The organism is Mycobacterium sp. NPDC051804 (genome assembly GCF_044452905.1).
Taxonomy (GTDB): Bacteria; Actinomycetota; Actinomycetes; order Mycobacteriales; family Mycobacteriaceae; genus Mycobacterium.
Genome location: NZ_JBITCD010000008.1, coordinates 164,142 through 181,933, shown reverse-complemented (window position 1 = coordinate 181,933; position 17,792 = coordinate 164,142). Strand labels below are relative to the sequence as shown.

At 66.8% G+C, this 17,792-nt stretch carries 17 protein-coding genes and 1 pseudogene; 13 read left to right on the top strand and 5 right to left on the bottom strand.

Features of this window, described 5'->3' with window-relative positions:
• Positions 1-32: 32 nt before the first annotated feature.
• Positions 33-644 carry a heme-copper oxidase subunit III gene (locus ACIA48_RS29715; protein WP_396739811.1) on the bottom strand — a complete coding sequence of 204 codons (612 nt, stop codon included), beginning with the start codon at positions 642-644 and terminating at the stop codon, positions 33-35.
• Positions 645-693: 49 nt separating this feature from the next.
• On the opposite strand from ACIA48_RS29715, the gene trpD reads away from it, so the two are divergent.
• Positions 694-1,770, top strand: coding sequence for an anthranilate phosphoribosyltransferase (gene trpD, locus ACIA48_RS29710; protein ID WP_396739918.1), 1,077 nt, complete (start codon positions 694-696; stop codon positions 1,768-1,770).
• Here the strand turns inward: trpD and ACIA48_RS29705 are convergent.
• Positions 1,708-3,498: pseudogene (locus ACIA48_RS29705) on the bottom strand (DEDD exonuclease domain-containing protein); the annotation flags it as partial. The gene trpD and the pseudogene ACIA48_RS29705 sit on opposite strands and share 63 nt — an antisense overlap.
• A gap of 122 nt (positions 3,499-3,620) precedes the next feature.
• Here ACIA48_RS29705 and ACIA48_RS29700 point away from each other — a divergent pair.
• The 4 genes from ACIA48_RS29700 to ACIA48_RS29685 all read left to right on the top strand — a co-directional run bounded on the left by ACIA48_RS29700 (position 3,621) and on the right by ACIA48_RS29685 (position 7,132).
• Positions 3,621-3,845 carry a hypothetical protein gene (locus ACIA48_RS29700; protein ID WP_396739809.1) on the top strand — a complete coding sequence of 75 codons (225 nt, stop codon included), beginning with the start codon at positions 3,621-3,623 and terminating at the stop codon, positions 3,843-3,845.
• Between the two features lie 154 nt (positions 3,846-3,999).
• Positions 4,000-5,154, top strand: a complete 1,155-nt coding sequence (ripC, locus tag ACIA48_RS29695) for a peptidoglycan hydrolase RipC (RefSeq protein ID WP_396739807.1) — start codon at positions 4,000-4,002, stop codon at positions 5,152-5,154.
• Between the two features lie 104 nt (positions 5,155-5,258).
• Positions 5,259-5,984 carry a DUF4157 domain-containing protein gene (locus ACIA48_RS29690; protein WP_396739805.1) on the top strand — a complete coding sequence of 242 codons (726 nt, stop codon included), beginning with the start codon at positions 5,259-5,261 and terminating at the stop codon, positions 5,982-5,984.
• Between the two features lie 20 nt (positions 5,985-6,004).
• Complete coding sequence (locus ACIA48_RS29685; protein ID WP_396739804.1) at positions 6,005-7,132, top strand: glycosyltransferase family 4 protein; 1,128 nt, start codon at positions 6,005-6,007, stop codon at positions 7,130-7,132.
• A 2-nt stretch (positions 7,133-7,134) separates the two neighbouring features.
• Here the strand turns inward: ACIA48_RS29685 and ACIA48_RS29680 are convergent, their stop codons facing one another.
• Positions 7,135-8,931: an AMP-dependent synthetase/ligase gene (locus ACIA48_RS29680; protein ID WP_396739916.1), complete on the bottom strand. Its 1,797-nt coding sequence runs from the start codon at positions 8,929-8,931 to the stop codon at positions 7,135-7,137.
• Between the two features lie 93 nt (positions 8,932-9,024).
• Here ACIA48_RS29680 and ACIA48_RS29675 point away from each other — a divergent pair, with 93 nt between their 5' ends.
• The 5 genes from ACIA48_RS29675 (at position 9,025) to ACIA48_RS29655 (ending at position 12,397) form a co-directional block, all read left to right on the top strand.
• Positions 9,025-9,414, top strand: a complete 390-nt coding sequence (locus ACIA48_RS29675; RefSeq protein ID WP_396739802.1) for a polyketide cyclase / dehydrase and lipid transport — start codon at positions 9,025-9,027, stop codon at positions 9,412-9,414.
• Positions 9,415-9,482: 68 nt separating this feature from the next.
• Positions 9,483-9,923 carry an SRPBCC family protein gene (locus tag ACIA48_RS29670; RefSeq protein WP_396739801.1) on the top strand — a complete coding sequence of 147 codons (441 nt, stop codon included), beginning with the start codon at positions 9,483-9,485 and terminating at the stop codon, positions 9,921-9,923.
• On the top strand, positions 9,916-11,166 hold the full coding sequence (locus ACIA48_RS29665) for an ArsA family ATPase (RefSeq protein WP_396739915.1): 1,251 nt from the start codon (positions 9,916-9,918) through the stop codon (positions 11,164-11,166). The genes ACIA48_RS29670 and ACIA48_RS29665 overlap by 8 nt, the downstream gene beginning before the upstream one ends.
• Positions 11,163-11,564, top strand: coding sequence for a hypothetical protein (locus ACIA48_RS29660; protein WP_396739800.1), 402 nt, complete (start codon positions 11,163-11,165; stop codon positions 11,562-11,564). Before ACIA48_RS29665 ends, ACIA48_RS29660 begins: the two co-directional genes overlap by 4 nt.
• Positions 11,565-11,671: 107 nt before the next feature.
• Positions 11,672-12,397: a lysophospholipid acyltransferase family protein gene (locus ACIA48_RS29655; protein WP_396739913.1), complete on the top strand. Its 726-nt coding sequence runs from the start codon at positions 11,672-11,674 to the stop codon at positions 12,395-12,397.
• Here ACIA48_RS29655 and ACIA48_RS29650 read toward each other — a convergent pair.
• Complete coding sequence (locus ACIA48_RS29650) at positions 12,394-13,686, bottom strand: glycosyltransferase 87 family protein (RefSeq protein ID WP_396739798.1); 1,293 nt, start codon at positions 13,684-13,686, stop codon at positions 12,394-12,396. The two genes, ACIA48_RS29655 and ACIA48_RS29650, sit on opposite strands and share 4 nt — an antisense overlap.
• Before the next feature lie 84 nt (positions 13,687-13,770).
• Here ACIA48_RS29650 and ACIA48_RS29645 point away from each other — a divergent pair, with 84 nt between their 5' ends.
• The 3 genes from ACIA48_RS29645 to ACIA48_RS29635 are packed head-to-tail and all read left to right on the top strand — an operon-like array spanning position 13,771 to position 16,562.
• The gene (locus tag ACIA48_RS29645) at positions 13,771-14,646 is read left to right on the top strand and encodes a hypothetical protein (protein WP_396739797.1); all 876 of its coding nucleotides are present in this window, start codon (positions 13,771-13,773) and stop codon (positions 14,644-14,646) included.
• Positions 14,643-15,140, top strand: a complete 498-nt coding sequence (locus tag ACIA48_RS29640; RefSeq protein WP_396739796.1) for a polyadenylate-specific 3'-exoribonuclease AS — start codon at positions 14,643-14,645, stop codon at positions 15,138-15,140. Before ACIA48_RS29645 ends, ACIA48_RS29640 begins: the two co-directional genes overlap by 4 nt.
• Before the next feature lie 33 nt (positions 15,141-15,173).
• Positions 15,174-16,562 carry a class II 3-deoxy-7-phosphoheptulonate synthase gene (locus ACIA48_RS29635; RefSeq protein WP_396739794.1) on the top strand — a complete coding sequence of 463 codons (1,389 nt, stop codon included), beginning with the start codon at positions 15,174-15,176 and terminating at the stop codon, positions 16,560-16,562.
• Here ACIA48_RS29635 and ACIA48_RS29630 read toward each other — a convergent pair whose 3' ends face one another.
• Positions 16,563-17,759 (bottom strand): protein kinase, encoded by a 1,197-nt coding sequence (locus ACIA48_RS29630; protein ID WP_396739792.1) that lies wholly within the window; start codon positions 17,757-17,759, stop codon positions 16,563-16,565. It abuts the gene before it with no gap.
• Positions 17,760-17,792 lie beyond the last annotated feature (33 nt).

The following is a 17,792-nucleotide window of genomic DNA, read 5'->3' as shown; positions in this document are numbered from 1 at the left end:
CGAACCCCTCAACGAACGCATCGGCGAGCCGATCACCGAACGAAGTAAATGACGGCGAACAGGGCAATCCACACGATGTCGACGAAGTGCCAGTAGTACGAGACGACGATCGCCGCGGTGGCCTGAGCAGGCGTGAACTTGCTCATCCTGGTTCGGGTCAGCAGGAACAGGAAGGCAATGAGCCCACCGATGACGTGCAGACCGTGGAAGCCGGTGGCCAGGTAGAAGACCGTTCCGTACGCGCTGCCGGGAATGGTCGTCCCCTCATGGACGAGATGGACGTACTCGTAGCCCTGGCCGATCACGAAGAACAGGCCCATCAGGAACGTGATGACGTACCAGCGCCGCAGCCCGAACACGTCACCGCGCTCGGCGGCGAACACGCCCATCTGGCAGGTGAACGACGATGCGATCAGCACCAGCGTCACCGGAACAGCCAGGGCGAGATTCAACTCGGTGGGCTCGGGTGGCCAGTTGCCGCCGGCTTGCGAGCGGGCGGTGAAGTACATCGCGAACAGTCCGGCAAAGAACATCAGTTCACTGGAGAGCCAGACGATCGTTCCGACACTGACCATATTCGGCCGGTTCAGGGAATGAACTCGCGACGTGATAGCGGTCCCCGAGGTGCCTACAGCGCTCGTCACATCCGCAAGTATGACGCTTTGTAGTTGTTGAACTCCACCCGGGTGAGCAATTCGTCATAATCAGCGCGTGACTTCCGCTGATTCCCCCACATGGCCCCAGCTCCTCGGCCGCCTAACCACTGGTCAGGCGCTCGCTGTCGGGCAGGCCGCCTGGGCGATGGATCAGATCATGACCGGCACGGCCACTCCAGCTCAGATCGCCGCCTTCGGCGTGTCGATGAAGATGAAGCGTCCGAACTCCGCGGAAGTCGCCGAGTTGGCCGACATCATGCTCAAGCATGCGCGACGGGTGCCGACCGAGGCGATCGGCACCGACACCGTCGACGTCGTCGGTACCGGAGGCGACGGTGCCAACACGGTGAACCTGTCCACGATGGCATCGATCGTCGTGGCGGCCGCCGGTGTCCCGGTGGTCAAGCACGGCAACCGGGCCGCGTCGTCGCTCTCAGGTGGTGCCGACACTCTCGAGGCACTCGGGGTGCGTATCGACCTCGGGCCCGAGGATGTCGCGCGCAGCGTCGCCGAGGTCGGCATCGGTTTCTGTTTCGCGCCGCAGTTCCATCCGTCCTATCGGCACGCCGGTGTGGTGCGTCGTGAGATCGGAGTGCCGACGGTATTCAATCTGCTTGGCCCACTGACGAATCCGGCATCACCGCGGGCCGGTCTGATCGGTTGCGCGTGGGGGGACCTGGCCGAGGTGATGGCCGGTGTGTTCGCCGCCCGCCGTTCCAGCGTGCTGGTGGTGCACGGAGACGACGGCCTCGACGAGCTGACCACGACCACGACGAGCACCATCTGGCGCGTTCAGGCCGGCACGGTCGAGCGGCTGACGTTCGATCCGATGGCCTTCGGGTTCGCCCGTGCCGAACTATCCGAGCTGGTGGGTGGTGACGCGGAGACGAATGCCGCGTCGGTGCGGGCGGTGCTCGGCGGCGAGAAGGGCCCGGTGCGCGACGCCGTGGTGCTCAATGCGGCAGGCGCAATGGTGGCCCACGCGGGGCTAGCCAGCGACGCCAAGTGGGTGCCTGCGTGGGAGTCGGGTCTGGCCAGGGCTGCTGAGACCATCGACTCCGGTGCGGCCGAAAAGCTGCTCGCGCGTTGGGTGGGGTTCAGTCAGAAGCTCTGATTCGGAACGGGTTTCGGCCAGCTGTTCGGCCGCGACGCGCGCCGACCGCGCCGCTGCGGCCCAATCCGCGAACCGGCCTGCGCCATGTGCCGGTGAGGCGTAACCGGATTCGGCGCGCACGATCCGCACGCCCGGCTGGGTGAGCCAGCGCGCGATGAGCGCGGTCTCCTCGACGAGAGCCCCCCCGAGCGGTGCCGAACTCGGCAGAATCGCTTGTGCGCCAGCACATATCGCGTCGACGACCGGCATCGGCGGAACGCCGCGCGGTGCGTTTCCCGCCGACGCCAGCTGCCCGTGGCGGACCACTGCCAGACGCCAGCCGCCGGCGCCGTCCGGACGCGCCGCGACGATCTCGCTGACATCGGCCAGCGCACGCAACCGCTGGCCACGCCAGAGCACGTCGATGGCGGTGGTGGCGTGGTCGCGCAGCCGCGCCGCGGTTTCGTAGCGGGCGCGGCCCGCCAGTTCGGTGATATGCGCCAGCACGTCGGCCAACGCACTGCTGTCGGCGCCTTCGATGAGGTCGCGGGCGCGCATGGGCGCGTCGACGTATTCGACGGCGGTGATGTCGCGCGGCGCCGGGCACGGTGAGACTTCGTGTTCGGGGCACTTCGGGCCGTGCAGCGCGGAGCGGCCCAGCCGCGCCGAACATGTCCGCACGCCGGTGAAGCGGGCGAGCAGCGCGGCGGTCTGTACCGCGTCGGCGCGGGCACGGAACGGGCCGACCGCGGATGCGTGCTTCGGCGAGCGCACGACCGAGAAGCGCGGAAACGCCTCGTCCGTCAGCACCACCCACCACCATCGGTGCGGAAACTTCGAGCGGCGGTTGTACGGCGGCGAGTGGGCGGCTAGCAGTCGCAGCTCGCGGACGCCCGCCTCCAAATCGTGCGCGCACTCGACGTGGTCGACGGCGGTGGCCAGCGACGCCATCTCCTTGATGCGGGTGCGCGGATCTGCGCCGTTGAAGTACTGGCTGACCCGGCGGCGTAGATCGACGGCCGTCCCTACGTAGAGCACCTCGGACGCTGGTCCGCGGAACAGGTAGACACCGGGTCGGCGGGGCAGTGATGAGGCGAGGTGCCGGTTGCGCCGCTGCGCGGGGGAGACGTCGGGCAGGTACGAGCGCAGCTCGGTATAGGTGTGTACGCCCTGGTTACCGACGCGCTCGATGAGCCCGTGCAGGACGTCGACGGTGGCGCGGGCGTCGTCGAGGGCGCGGTGCGTGGGCGTGGTGGAGGCGCCGAACAACCGGGCCAGCGCCGACAGTCGCACGCTGGGCGCCTCGTCTCTGGTGAGCACTCGACGCGCCAAGCGGACCGTGCACAGCACCGGCGGCCGCGGCCAGGTGATCTGGGCGCGCTCGGCGGCCGCGCGCAGGAATCCGACATCGAAGCCGGCGTTGTGCGCGACGAGCACAGCGCCGCGGGCGAACTCCAAGAACGACGGGAGCACCGAATCGATCCTCGGCGCATCGCACACCATCGCCGTGGTGATCCCGGTCAGCGACACGATCTGCGGCGGGATGCTGCGGCCGGGGTCGATCAGCGTGGCGAGTTCGCCCAGAACGACGCCGCCACGCACCTTGACGGCGCCGATCTCGGTGATGGCGTCGTGGTTGTCACCGCTCGCGCGCCCGCCCGTGGTTTCGAGGTCCACGACGACGAAGGTGGTCTCGCGCAGCGACACATCAGCCAGGGGATCGACATCAGCGAAGCTGAGCTGGCCCATGCGCTGACGGTAGGGAACGGGACCGACAAATGCCGCCAGGCTGGGCCTTGCCACGCCGTCCGAACTTTGTTGTCGGTGCCCGGCGATACCGTGCGGGCAACACAGAGCAGGAGGACTGCGGAATGACTGATAACGACGAAAGGCCGGGCACGGTCACCATCGACTGCGATGACTGCGCGGTGCGCGGCCCGGGCTGTGAGGACTGCGTTGTGAGCGTGTTGCTCGGTATCCCCGAAACTTTGCTCGACGACGAACGTCGGGCGCTTGAGGTGCTCGCTGACGTGGGATTGGCGCCACGGCTTCGACTGGTTCCGATCCACGGCCGCAATAACTCTGGCGTTGCGTGATAACACGCGACAGCTGGGCCGGTTGTTGCAGATGTGGCGTCAACTGTTAAATTTGCGTCTTCTGTTGGACAAGGGCGATGCCGTTTCGTAACCTATCTGAGACCTAAGCGCAGCTCGATGCGGCTCCGTCACGGCAGTTGAAGGACGCAAAATCTTGAGTTTCGAACGCACTCATTGGTTCACTCGTGTTCTTAAGCGACCCGCAATTGGTGCGATAGCCGGCTTGACCTTATTCGGCGGCATCCTCGCGTCTAGTGTGCAGGCCGATCCCGCTGACGACGCGTTGGCGAAGCTCAACGAATTGTCGCGCCAGGCCGAGCAGACGACCGAGGCCATGCACTCCGCACAGTTGGATTTGAACGACAAGCTGGCGGCTCAAGAGGCTGCCGAGGCCAAGCACGCCGCTGACGCCGGTGCGCTCGATTCAGCCAGGTCGCAACTGGCCACGTTCCAAACCAACGTCAACAGGGTTGCCGCCGCGCAGTACATGGGTGGCCGACCCGACGGCATGAACGCCCTGCTGACCGCGTCGTCGCCGCAGGGCCTGATCGATCAGATGTCGGTGCAGCGGGTGATGGCTGCCGAGATGTCATCGCAGATGAAGAGCTTCCGCGAGGCCAGCGCACGGGCCACGGTCGCCGAGCAGGCGTCGGCGAAGTCGGCCGCCGAGGCGAAGACCGCCGCCGAGCAGGCCGCCGCGGTCCGCGCGGATCTCCAGTCCAAGCAAAGCAAACTGCAGGTCGACATCGCGATCGTCAAGTCGCAGTACGAATCCCTGACTCCCAACCAGCGTGAGGCCCTCGCCGCCCTGCCGCCCGGACCCCCGCCGCCGCCACCACCGGCTCCGCTGCCCCCGGGCGATCCGCAGATCCTGGCGATGGCGCCTCCCGGCATCGCTCCGCCGCCCGCCGGCGCAGTTCCCTCTCCCGGCATTCCGCCAGGTGACATGGCGCCTCCGCTCGGGGGCCACGGCCCCACGGTGATCCAGGCCGCGCTGAGCCGCATCGGATCGCCCTACTCATGGGGCGGGTCGGGCCCGAACGCGTTCGACTGCTCCGGGCTGGTGCAGTGGTCGTTCCAGCAGGCAGGCATCTCGCTGCCGCATTCCAGCCAGGCGTTGGCCAACGGGGGATCGCCGGTCTCCGTTGACCAGATGCAGCCGGGCGATGTCGTCAACTACTACTCCGACGCATCGCACACGGCCATCTACATCGGCAACGGAATGATGGTGCACGCGTCGACCTACGGCACGCCCGTGCGCGTCGCGCCGGTGGACAACGCACCGATCTACAACGTTCGCCGCTACTGACCGTCGCGAAGAGCAGGACAACTCTCGCAGCAGTTCTGATCACCGAACTGCTGTGCGCACTACTTATCGTCGGCAGAACCGCACCAACGTCCGTCGGCCCGTCGATGGCCGCACCTGCGTCGCTCACCACGCCCACCTCTGCGTCGACCACGCAGACGCTGAGAGACGGCCGCACTGTGCGCCTCGTCGGTCTCGCGGACCGCACGGCCCCGCTGCTGCATCGGATCGCCGCGCAACTCGATGACGCGGCGGACGCCGTCAGCGCATTCTGGGGGCCGGACTGGCCGCGCGAGATCGTCATCGTGGCGGCAGGCACCGATGAGCAGTTCGCCGCGGTGGGCGGCGGCGACTCCCACACCGCGGCCACCACCACCGGTGAACGGATCATGTTCGCTGCCGGGGCCGCGCAGATGAGCGACGAATCATTGCGAATCGTGTTGCGTCACGAGCTTTTCCACTTCGCGGCTCGCGACGCCACCGCGGCCGACGCGCCGCAGTGGCTCACCGAGGGAGTGGCCGACTTCGTCGGCCGGCCGTCGGCACCTCTGCCCGACGACGCGGCCGCCACGGCGCAGGAGGCACTGCCGACCGACGCAGAGTTGAGCGGACCCGACCGCTCGCTGGCCTACGACCGCGCCTGGTGGTTCAGCCGGTTCGTGGCGCAGGAGTACGGCACCGCGGCCCTCAAGGCGCTCTACGTACGGGCCTGCGGACACGACCACCCCGACGTCGCCACCGCGGTACAGGACACCCTCGGGACCGATCTCGACGGAGTGTTGGCTGCGTGGCGGCAGTGGCTGACCTGGGGGCACCTCCCACCCGGAGGGTAGGGGGAATAGCCTGACGGGCGATGAGTCGGGTCTTGCTGGTTACCAACGATTTTCCGCCCAGACGTGGCGGCATCCAGTCGTACCTGCAGGAATTTGTGGGCCACCTGGTCGACGCGGGTGCGCACACGCTGACGGTGTACGCGCCCAAATGGAAGGGTGCCGACGAGTTCGATCGGGCCGCCGCCTACGAGGTCGTGCGGCATCCGACCACGCTGATGCTGCCCGAACCGTCCGTCGTGGGGCGGATGCGGCGACTCATCGAACAGCACAAGGCCGATACCGTCTGGTTCGGTGCGGCCGCCCCGCTGGCATTGATGGCGCCGCTGGCCCGTGACGCCGGTGCGGGCCGGGTGATCGCGAGTACCCACGGCCACGAGGTGGGGTGGTCGATGCTCCCGCTGGCGCGGACGGCGTTGCGCCGCATCGGATCCGGAACTGACGCGGTCACGTATGTCAGCGGCTACACCAGGCGGCGGTTCGCGTCCGCGTTCGGTCCGCAGGCTGCGCTCGAGCACCTGCCGCCGGGCGTGGACACCGAACGGTTTGCGCCCGACGAGATCGCGCGCGCGGAGCTGCGCGCCCGCTACGGGTTGGGCGACCGCCCCGTCGTGGTCTGCCTGTCGCGGCTGGTGCCACGCAAGGGTCAGGACATGTTGATCCGTGCGCTGCCCGCGATCCGGCAACGCGTGCCCGGTGCCGCGCTGGTGATCGTCGGTGGCGGCCCCTACGGCCAATCACTGCGCCGCCTGGCGCACGACTTCGGGGTGTCCGAGCATGTGGTGTTCACCGACGGCGTGCCGGGCGAGGAGCTACCCGCTCATCACGCGATGGCTGACGTGTTCGCGATGCCGTGCCGTACCAGAGGCGCCGGTCTCGATGTCGAAGGGCTCGGCATCGTCTACCTGGAGGCATCGGCGTCTGGAGTGCCGGTGGTGGCGGGCCGTTCGGGTGGTGCGCCGGAAACCGTCGTCGACGGCGAGACCGGGTTGGTGGTCGACGGCTGGGACGTCGGCGCTATCGCGTCGACCGTCGGCGACCTGCTCTCCGATCCCGATCGGGCCGCGCGGATGGGCGCGGCCGGACGGCGCTGGGTCGTCGACAATTGGCAGTGGAAGGATCAGGCCGCCAGGTTGTCCGACCTGCTTTAGTCCTACTCGTACAGACCCTCGATATCGGTCGCGAACTTCTCGGCCACCACCTTGCGCTTGACCTTCATCGTCGGTGTCAGCTCGCCGGTGTCCTCGGTGAAATCGACTCCCAGGATGCGAAATTTGCGGATCGCCTCGGCCTTGGATACCGCCTGGTTGGCTTCTTTGACGGCCAGGTCGATCTCGGCGACGAGGTCCGGGTCGGTCACGAGGTCGCCCACCGATGCGCCAGCGCTCTTCCCGTTGCGCTCCTTCCAGCCGTCGAACGCTTCGGGGTCGATCGTGATGAGCGCCGCGATGAACGGCTTGGCATCGCCGACCGCCATCGCCTGACTGATCAGCGGGTGGGCACGCAGCCGGTCCTCGAGAATGGCGGGTGCGACGTTCTTACCGCCCGCGGTGACGATGATCTCCTTTTTCCGGCCGATGATGGTCAGGAAGCCGTCGTCGTCGATGGCGCCCAGATCGCCGGTGTGGAACCAGCCATCGGAGAACACCGCGTTGGTCTCAGCTTCATTGCCCCAGTAGCCGCTGAACACCACGCCACCCTTGACCAGCAGCTCACCGTCCTCACCGAGCTTCATGCTGTTGCCGGGAAGCAGCTTGCCGACCGAACCCACGCGCAGGTCTCCGACGCGGTTCACGGTGATCGCCGCGCTGGTCTCGGTGAGCCCGTAACCCTCGTAGATGGACAGGCCCACCCCGCGATAGAAGTGGCCGAGACGCGCGCCCAGCGGGGCGCCGCCCGAAATCGCAGCGTGGCAGTTGCCGCCGAGTGCGGCACGCAGCTTGCCGTAGACGAGTTTGTCGAACAACGCGTGCTTCGCCCTGAGCACCAGCCCGGCGCCGCCGCTGTCCTGCGCCTTGCTCCACTCGATCGCCGTATCGGCGGCGGCCGCGAAAATCTTCCCCTTGCCGCCACTTTCGGCGTTCTGCTCGGCGGTGTTGTACACCTTCTCGAACACCCGCGGTACCGACACCACCAGTGTCGGCTTGAAGACCGCGAACGTAGGCACGAGGTTCTTGATGTCGCTGGTGAACCCGAGCGTCACCTTGTTGGTGAATGCGGCGACGGTGATCGCACGGGCCAGCACGTGCGCGAGCGGCAGAAACACCAGCATCCGCTCGCCCTTGGCCAGGTGTGTGGGGAAGCAGTCCTTGGCGCCGCGAATCTCGTAAAGCAGGTTGGAGTGGGTGAGCTGGCAGCCCTTCGGCCTGCCGGTGGTACCCGATGTGTAGATCAGTGTCGCGGGGTCCGACAACTTCACGCCGGCCAGCCGGTCGTCGAGCTGTTTGACGTCCACCGACGTGCCCGCTTCGGCGAGCGCGTCCAGCGCAGGGGTGTCCGACCCGTCGATCCGTAGCACCTTGCGTAACGAGGGCACCTCGCCCTTGAACTGCTCGATGTTGTCGGCGTGCGCGTCGGTCTCGGCGAAGATGAGCACCGCGCCGGAGTCCTGGAGCACGAACTTCACCTGTTCGGCGGAGCTGGTCTCGTAGATCGGCACCGTGACGCCGCCCGCGGCGAGAATCGCGAAGTCCAGGATCGGCCACTCGTAGCGGGTCGCCGACAGGACGGCGACGCGATCACCGGGTGCGACACCCTCGGCGATCAACCCCAGTGCCGCCGAACGTATCTGGTCGGCGGCTTCCCTGCAGGTGACATCGGTCCACACGCCGTCGACGAGGCGCTGGAAGATCACATGGTCGGGGTCGTCGCGCTCGTGGCTGAAGACGGAGCTGACGACGTTGTCGTGCTCACCCACGGTGAACGAGGCGGGAACACTGAACTCACGCACGATCATGGCCTCTCGACTAGCGGCTTTGCCGTTCATCAGCGTAGTCGGCCACCCTCGACAGCCGCCGGGGCACATGTGTGAAGCTATTGCTCCATGAACAGCATCCAGATCGCCGACGAGACGTTCATCTCGGCCGACCCGGTCGAGGTGGGAATGGCGGTTGGAGATCCCGCGAGCTGGCGCCGCTGGTGGCCCGACCTGCGGTTGACCGTCGTCGAGGACCGCGGTGAGGTCGGTCAGCGGTGGACGGTGACGGGCGCGCTCACCGGAACAATGGAAGTCTGGCTGCAGCCCATCCTGGACGGGGTGACCCTGCACTATTTTCTGCACGCTGAACCGTCGGGCGTGGCGGCCTGGCAGCTGGCGAAGATGAACCTCGCCAAGATGAACCATCGACGCCGGGTCGCGGGCAAAGAGATGGCGTTCGAGATCAAGCGGCGCCTGGAGGCGACGCGCCCGGTCGGAGTGTCCCGGCTGGCATGACACTTGGGTTCAAGCGCGACCCAACGGGTAGATTTTCTGCCAGCGACAATTGGACGGGGAAGAAGGCAGTGGCGGACAAGACGGCGCAGACCATCTACATCGACGCCGACCCCTCGACGGTCATGGGTGTCATCGCCGACATCGCGTCCTATCCGGAGTGGGTCAACGAATACAAGGACTGTGAGGTCCTCGAGGCGGGTCCGGGGGGATATCCGAGGACCGCGCGTCTGGTGCTGGACGCCGCCGTGCTCAAGGACACGATGGTGCTGGCATACGACTGGAAGCAGGTCGAGGCCGGATCGGTGGAGTGGACACTGGTGTCCAGCTCGCTGCTGAAGTCCCTGAACGGCGCATATCGTCTGTCGCCCAAGGGTTCCGGAACCGACGTCACCTATGAGTTGTCGGTCGACCTGATCATCCCGATGATCGGGTTGTTGAAGCGCAAGGCTGAACGGCGCCTCACCGATACCGCGTTGAAGGACCTCAAGAAACGAGCCGAGGCTGAGTGAGACGGCCCGGATCAGTCTTTTCGTCGGTAAGGGCGGCGTAGGGAAGTCAACGTTGGCGACGGCCACCGCTGTACGCGACGCGCGCTCGGGTATGCGGGTGCTGCTGGTGTCAACGGACCAGGCGCACTCGATCGGTGACGTGCTGGGCACCCCGATCGATCCGACCGGAAGCAGGGCACCGACTCGGGTGTTCGCCGATCTCGACAGCGGCCAGGACACCGGCGGTTTCCTCGACGCGCTCGCCCTCGACACCTTGGCGCTGCTCGAGACCCATTGGCGCGACATCGCCGGCATGCTGGCCGGCAGATTCCCCGAGTCGGATCTGGGAAGCGTTGCCCCAGAGGAACTCTCAGCGCTACCCGGCATCCAGGAAGTGCTCGGGCTGCACGAGGTCGGCGAGTTGGCGGCGTCGGGCGAGTGGGATCACGTCGTGGTCGACTGCGCGTCGACCGCCGACGCGCTGCGCATGCTCACGTTGCCCGCGACGTTCGCGCTGTACTTGGAGCGGGCCTGGCCACGGCATCGCCGGCTGTCCGGCACTGAGGACGCTCGCTCGGCCGCGGTCGTGGGACTCGTGGAGCGCATCGGCGCGGGCACCGAACGGCTGAGCGCTCTGCTCACCGACGGATCCGTACTAAGTGCGCACCTGGTGATGACCGCTGAACGGGTCGTCGCCGCGGAGGCGGCGCGCACGCTGGGCTCGCTGGCACTGATGGGTGTCCGGATCGACGAGTTGATCGTCAACCAGATTCTGGTGCAGGACGATTCGTATGAGTACCGCAACCTGCCCGACCATCCGGCATTCGATTGGTACTCCGAGCGGATCTCCGAGCAGCGGTCGGTTCTCGACGAGCTGGACACCACGATCGGTGACGTCCAGCTCGTGCTTGTACCGCACCTGGCCGGCGAGCCGATCGGCGCCAAAGCGCTCGGCGAGCTGCTCGACGCCGCACGCAAGCGCGACGGTTCGCCGCCCCCGGGTCCGCTGCGGCCGATCGTGGACCGGGAATCCGGATCCGGTCTCGAAGCCGTCTACCGAATGCGGCTAGAGTTGCCGCAGGTCGACTCAGCCGCCCTTTCGCTCGGGCGCGTCGACGACGACTTGATCATCGGTGCCGGCGGAATGCGGCGCCGTGTTCGGCTGGCTTCTGTACTGCGTCGTTGCATCGTGATGGACGCGCAGCTGCGGGGCAGCGAGCTGACAGTGCGGTTCCGACCGAATCCGGAGGTGTGGCCTAAGTGAATGGCGAACACTCCGATATCGGTCCGGAGCTGCGTCAGTTGGCGCAGACCATCCTGGACCGGCTCGACCCCGCGCTGCGATTGGCCGCGGCGCGCGCGGCAGCCGCCGGGTCCAGTCCTGGCAAGTGCCAGCAGGTGTGGTGCCCGGTGTGCGCACTCGCCGCGCTGGCGTCCGGAGAGCAGCACCCCTTGCTGACGGTCATCGCTGATCACAGCGTCGCCTTGCTGGCGGTCGTGCGGGCGCTGATCGAGCAGCCGGAGTCGGGGCAGTCGGGTGGTGCACCACCTCCGCCGCCGGACGGACCGCCTCCGCCGCCACCGGAACCGCCTAACGGGGACGGGCCCACACCACCGGGTCCCGGGCGATATCAGCACATTCCGGTAACGGTCGAGGAGTAGCTGAGTTCATTCTCGCGTCGCCGAGGCTGTGTTGTGGTCGCATCCTCCAGTGCGTGGGTACAGTTGTCGCAGAACACCGGGGTGTGTTCGATCATCAGGAGGGGCCCATGTGGTATTGGCTGTTCAAGTACATCTTCATGGGTCCTTTGCTGTCGCTACTAGGCCGACCGAAAGTCGAAGGGCTGGACTATGTTCCGCGCTCGGGGCCGGTGATCCTCGCCAGCAACCACCTCGCCGTCGCAGACAGCTTCTACCTTCCGCTGGTGGTGAGCCGACGGATCACCTTCCTGGCCAAGTCCGAGTACTTCACCGGGACCGGGATCAAGGGCTGGTTTCAGCGCTGGTTCTACACAGTCGCGGGCCAGGTCCCGATCGACCGCTCCGATGCCGACAGTGCACAGGCCGCGCTGACCACCGCCGCCCGCGTCCTCGGTGAGGGCAAGCTCCTTGGCATGTACCCCGAGGGCACCCGCTCGCCCGACGGACGGCTTTACAAGGGCAAGACGGGCCTGGCGCGAGTGGCGCTGGAGACCGGTGTTCCGGTGATTCCAGTCGCGATGATCGGAACCGACGTCGTCAACCCACCCGGCAGCAAGATGTGGCGGTTCGGTCGGGTCGCCGTGAAGTTCGGCAAGCCCATGGATTTCAGCCGGTTCGAAGGCCTGGCAGGCAACAGGTTCATCGAGCGCGCGGTCATCGACGAGGTGATGTACGAGCTGATGCGGCTGTCCGGTCAGGAGTACGTCGACCTCTACGCCGCCGATATCAAGGGCGGCAAGGCCGAACTCACGGCCAAGCCGTCGGCCAGGATGCCCGAGGTCGCCGCGGGCTAGCTGACTGCAGGGACGCGCGCCTGATCGACCGCGGGGTCGTTGCGCAGCGCAGGGCGTAACGACACCGTGCCCGTCACGATGATCACCGCGATTGCCCACCACACGTAGGAACCGCCGACCAGCTGCCGCCATAGCGACGCCGCGGTTTCTTCGTGTTCGGGCATCAGCGCGATCGGCGTCCAGATCATCAGGGCGACGCCCGCCGCGGCGACGACACCAAGCGCCACGTGCCGTTGGCGATAGGCCACGATGCCGGTGACCAACACGGTGGGCAACACCCATACCCAGTGATGGGACCAGGACACCGGCGAGACCACCAGTCCGAACATCGCCACACAGATCAGCGCGAGGACCGGTTGCTCGGCTTTCAAGAGCCTCCGCACGGCCCACACTGTCAGCGCGAGCACCGCGAAACAGGCGACCGTCCACAACACGAACCGCACACTTTCGCCGAGGCCCAGCCGGGCGAGGGCTCCCGCGATGTTCTGGTTGGTGTTCAACGTCGCTGTGCCGATGCGATCGGTGTTGCGGACCGTCTCCGTCCAGTACTCGAACGAGTCGCGCCAGGCGAACGCCACCCCCGCCAGCGTGGCAACGACAGCCGACGCCGCGGTGACGAGCACCGCGCGGGTGTCCCGGCGGAGCACGAAGTACAGCAGGAACACCGCGGGGGTGAGCTTGAGGGCGATCGCCAAGCCCAGCAGCAAGCCGCGAGGCCACGGCGTCTTACGCGGGACGCAATCGGCGATGACCAGCGTCATCAACACGACGTTGATCTGGCCGAAGTCGAAGTTCGATCGGATCGGCTCGAAGTAGATGACCGCGGGAGCCACGATCGCGGCGGCCAGCCAGGTCCGGCGCAGCCAGGCCGGCTCGGAGGTGACGGCGCTCTTGCCTTCTGCCGGGTCCGGCCACACGTCCAGGCGGGTCAGCAGGATGGTCGTGGCGACTATCAGCAGGATCAGTGTGGAGAGCGTGATGGCGATGCTGGCCCCGTCCAGCGACAACAGCGCGAAGGGCGCGAACAGGACGGCGGCCAGCGGCGGGTACGTGAACGGCAGATCAAGCCCGCCGCGGGTGTGGAACATGACGCCGTCGGCGTACAGCGGCCTGCCGTCGAGCCAGGCTTGCCCGCCCATCCGATAAACGTCGATGTCGATGCGGTAGGGGACGTGCCCTAGCAGCCGCCAACCTGCCCAGACCAACGCCGCCACGGTGAGCACCTGAAACAGCCGCCAGGCGAGCATTCGTCCCCAATCAGGCCTGCTGGGAGACCGCCGAATACTCATTTGCCGACCAGACTATCTGTGGCCATCGGCGCGTCGAAGGGTATCCCGGGCGTGGCATGCGCAGGTCGGCGTAAGTTTTCGACCGTGCGCGCGACCTTCGATCTTGACATCGGCATCCCACATGGCCGCCTGCCGCTGGTGTTCTGCCTGGTCGCGTTCATTCTGACGTTCTTTGTGACACGCACCATCGTCCGGTACATCCGCAGCCATGCGGACTCCGACGCGCCGCGCAAATGGTGGCAGCCGCGCAACATTTCCGCGGGCGGCGGGTTACACATCCACCATGTGGTCATCGGCGTGATCCTTGTCATGATCTCCGGGGTATCGATGGTGACGTTGGGGGTCAACGGGGGAGTACCCGAATTCACGGTCGCGGCAACCTTTTTCGGAGTCGGGGCTGCGTTGGTGCTCGACGAGTTCGCGCTGATCCTGCATTTGGAGGACGTGTACTGGGCCGAAGACGGGCGAACTTCGGTCGATGCGGTGTTCGCCGCGGTCGCCGTCGCCGGACTGCTCGTTCTGGGGTTCAACCCGTTGTCGTTCTTCGATATCGGGATCTGGCAGAACGATCATTCGTTCGAGGCCAGGGCCAGCGTGATCGCCCTCGCGGCATTCACCCTGATGCTCGCCGTCATCGTGCTCTTGAAGGGCAAGGTATGGACGGGCCTGGTCGGAATGTTCATCACCCCACTGCTCTTCATCGGGGCGATCCGGCTGTCCCGCCCACACGCGCCGTGGGCCCGCTGGCGGTACGGTGATCGACCCAAGAAAATGCACCGAGCGCTCGAGCGCGAACGACGATTGCGGAGGCCGGTCGTGCAGGCCAAGCTGTGGTTGCAGCACGTGGTCGCGGGTGAGCCGCGCTTCCCCGAGGACAGCGAGGTCGATAGAGAACTCGATCGCGAGATCCACGCCGCCCCGGCGCCGGGGGGAACGCCGGCGGGAGTGTCGGGAGCGTGAGGTACTTCTACGACACCGAGTTCATCGACAACGGCAGGACGATCGAGCTGATCTCGATCGGCGTCGCGGCCGAGGACGGCCGCGAATATTACGGTATTTCAACGGAATTCGACCCTGAGCGCGCGGGCAGCTGGGTGCGCAAACACGTGCTGCCCAAGCTCCCGTCGCCGGCATCGCAGCTATGGCGGTCCCGGCGGCAGATCCGGTCGGACCTGGAGGATTTCTTCGGCGTCGACGGTGACGAGCCGATCGAGCTGTGGGCCTGGGTCGGGGCTTACGACCATGTCGTGCTGTGCCAGCTGTGGGGCCCGATGACCGATCTGCCGCCCGCGATTCCACGGTTCACCCGTGAGTTGCGGCAGTTCTGGGAGGAGCGGGGATCGCCGAGAATGCCGCCGCGGCCACGTGATGCTCACGATGCCCTGGTCGACGCACGTCACAACCTGATGCGGTTCCAGTTGATGACCACGGGGGAAGTGCCAGTCCAGCGGTAAAAACCGGTATCGGCGTCCAGTTACCATTGACGGGTGAACTGGACCGTCGACGTACCCATCGATCAGCTGCCATCGCTGCCGCCGCTGCCTGATGAGCTGCGGCAACGCCTGGACACCGCACTCGCCAAGCCCGCCGCACAGCAGCCCAGCTGGGACGCCGAACAGGCCAAGGCGATGCGGACCGTTCTGGAAAGCGTTCCGCCCATCACCGTGCCGTCTGAGATCGAGCGGCTCAAGGGCCTGCTGGCCGACGTCGCCCGCGGTGAGGCGTTCCTGCTGCAGGGTGGCGACTGCGCCGAGACGTTCGCCGACAACACCGAACCCCACATCCGGGGCAACATCCGGACTCTGCTGCAGATGGCAGTGGTGCTGACCTACGGCGCGAGCATGCCGGTGATCAAGCTGGCCCGCATCGCCGGGCAATACGCCAAGCCGCGTTCGTCGGACACCGACGCGCTGGGGCTGAAGTCCTACCGCGGCGACATGGTCAACGGTTTTGCACCCGATGCCGCGGTGCGCGAGCACGATCCGTCCCGGCTGGTCCGCGCGTACGCCAACGCGAGCGCCGCGATGAACCTGACTCGCGCCCTGACGGCAGGCGGACTCGCGTCACTGGATCTGGTGCACGACTGGAACCGTGAATTCGTCCGCACGTCGCCTGCCGGCGCCAGGTACGAGGCACTCGCGGGTGAGATCGATCGCGGTCTGCGCTTCATGAACGCCTGCGGTGTCAACGACCCCAACCTGCAGACCGCCGAGATCTACGCCTCGCACGAGGCGCTGGTGCTCGACTACGAGCGTGCGATGCTGCGACTGAGTGAGACCGACGAAGGTGAGCACGCGCTGTTCGACCTGTCCGCACACTATGTGTGGATCGGTGAGCGCACCCGCCAGCTCGACGGAGCCCACATCGCTTTCGCCGAAGTCATCGCGAATCCGATCGGCGTCAAGCTCGGCCCGACGATGACGCCGGAGCTCGCCGTCGAGTACGTCGAACGGCTGGATCCCAACAACGAGCCGGGCCGGTTGACTCTGGTGACGCGCTTCGGCAACAACAAGGTTCGCGACCTGCTGCCACCGATCATCGAGAAGGTGCAGGCGACCGGGCATCAGGTGATCTGGCAGTGCGATCCGATGCACGGCAACACCCACGAGTCGTCGACCGGCTACAAGACTCGCCACTTCGACCGGATCGTCGACGAGGTGCAGGGCTTCTTCGAGGTGCACCGCGCGCTGGGCACGCATCCGGGCGGCATCCACGTCGAGATCACCGGTGAGAACGTCACCGAGTGCCTCGGCGGCGCTCAGGACATCTCCGATTCGGACTTGGCCGGGCGCTACGAGACGACCTGCGACCCGCGGCTGAACACCCAGCAGTCGCTGGAGCTGGCCTTCCTCGTCGCGGAGATGCTGCGCGACTAGCTACAGCAGCGCACCGATGTTGCTGCCGATCGTCCACGCGCCCGCGGCCACCAGCCCGGTCAGCGTGACGACGGCGATCATCCAGAAGAGCAACACACGCTTGGCCCGTTGCCGCGCCCAGTAGAACTCGTCGAGATCGACACCGGCGAATTGTCCTGACACCGGCTGATATTCGGGTTCCTGGGGGCCGATACTGCCCAGCGTGAGTTCGCGCGTGTGCTGTGGTGGCACCTGGGACGCCGGCCTGGGCTTCCTGGCGGCGGTGACGACGGTGGCCGCCGCGGTGTGCTGGGCCGAGTTGCTCGGCGCCGGAACGCGGAAGGCGGGCAGGCCGAGGTCGTCGACGATCTCGGCGAGGTCGTCGGCCATGTCGCGGGCGTCCGTATAGCGTCGCTGCGGATCGCGGGCGGTGGCGTGCAGCACGAGCTCGTCGAATTGTGTTGGCACACCGGCAATCACCGTGCCCGGCGCGGGTACGTCGTGGTCCATCCGCTGGTATGCGATCGTGAGCGCGCTGTCACCGGTGAACGGGGTGACGCCGGTGAGTAGCTCATAGGCCAGGATGCCGACCGAGTACACGTCGCTGCGAGGATCGGCGTCGCCGGTGCTGACCTGTTCGGGTGACAGGTACGCGGCGGTGCCGAGGATGACGCTGGTCGATGTGATCTTCGCTTCGGCAACCGCGCGGACCAGCCCGAAGTCGGCGATCTTGACCTCGCCGTCGTCGGAGATCAACACGTTCTCCGGTTTGATGTCGCGGTGCACCAGACCGGCCGCGTGTGCGACCGCCAGCCCGCCAAGCACCGGTGCGAGTACCGCGGCGACGGCATGTGGTGGCATCGGCCCGCGTTCACGTAACAGCTCCCGCAGGGTTCCGCCTTCGACAAGCTCCATCACGAGATAAGGGGCCTGCCTGCCCGGTGTTCCAGCGCCTTGGTCGTAGACCGCGACCAGGCCGGGATTCTTGAGCCGGGCCACCGCGCGCGCTTCGCGCTGAAACCGCGTGAGGAACTGTTCGTCGCCTGCGTAGCGGGATTCCATGACCTTCAGCGCCACCGGTCGGTCGAGGCGGAGGTCCAGTCCGCGGTACACAGAGCTCGTCCCGCCGGTGGCGATCATGGTGTCGACGCGGTACCTACCGTCCAGGACGGTCCCGACGAGCGGGGCCGACTGCTGGGAGGTCTCCACGAAACACATGTTACGAGTCGGCCCCGTCGACTTAGACTCGAT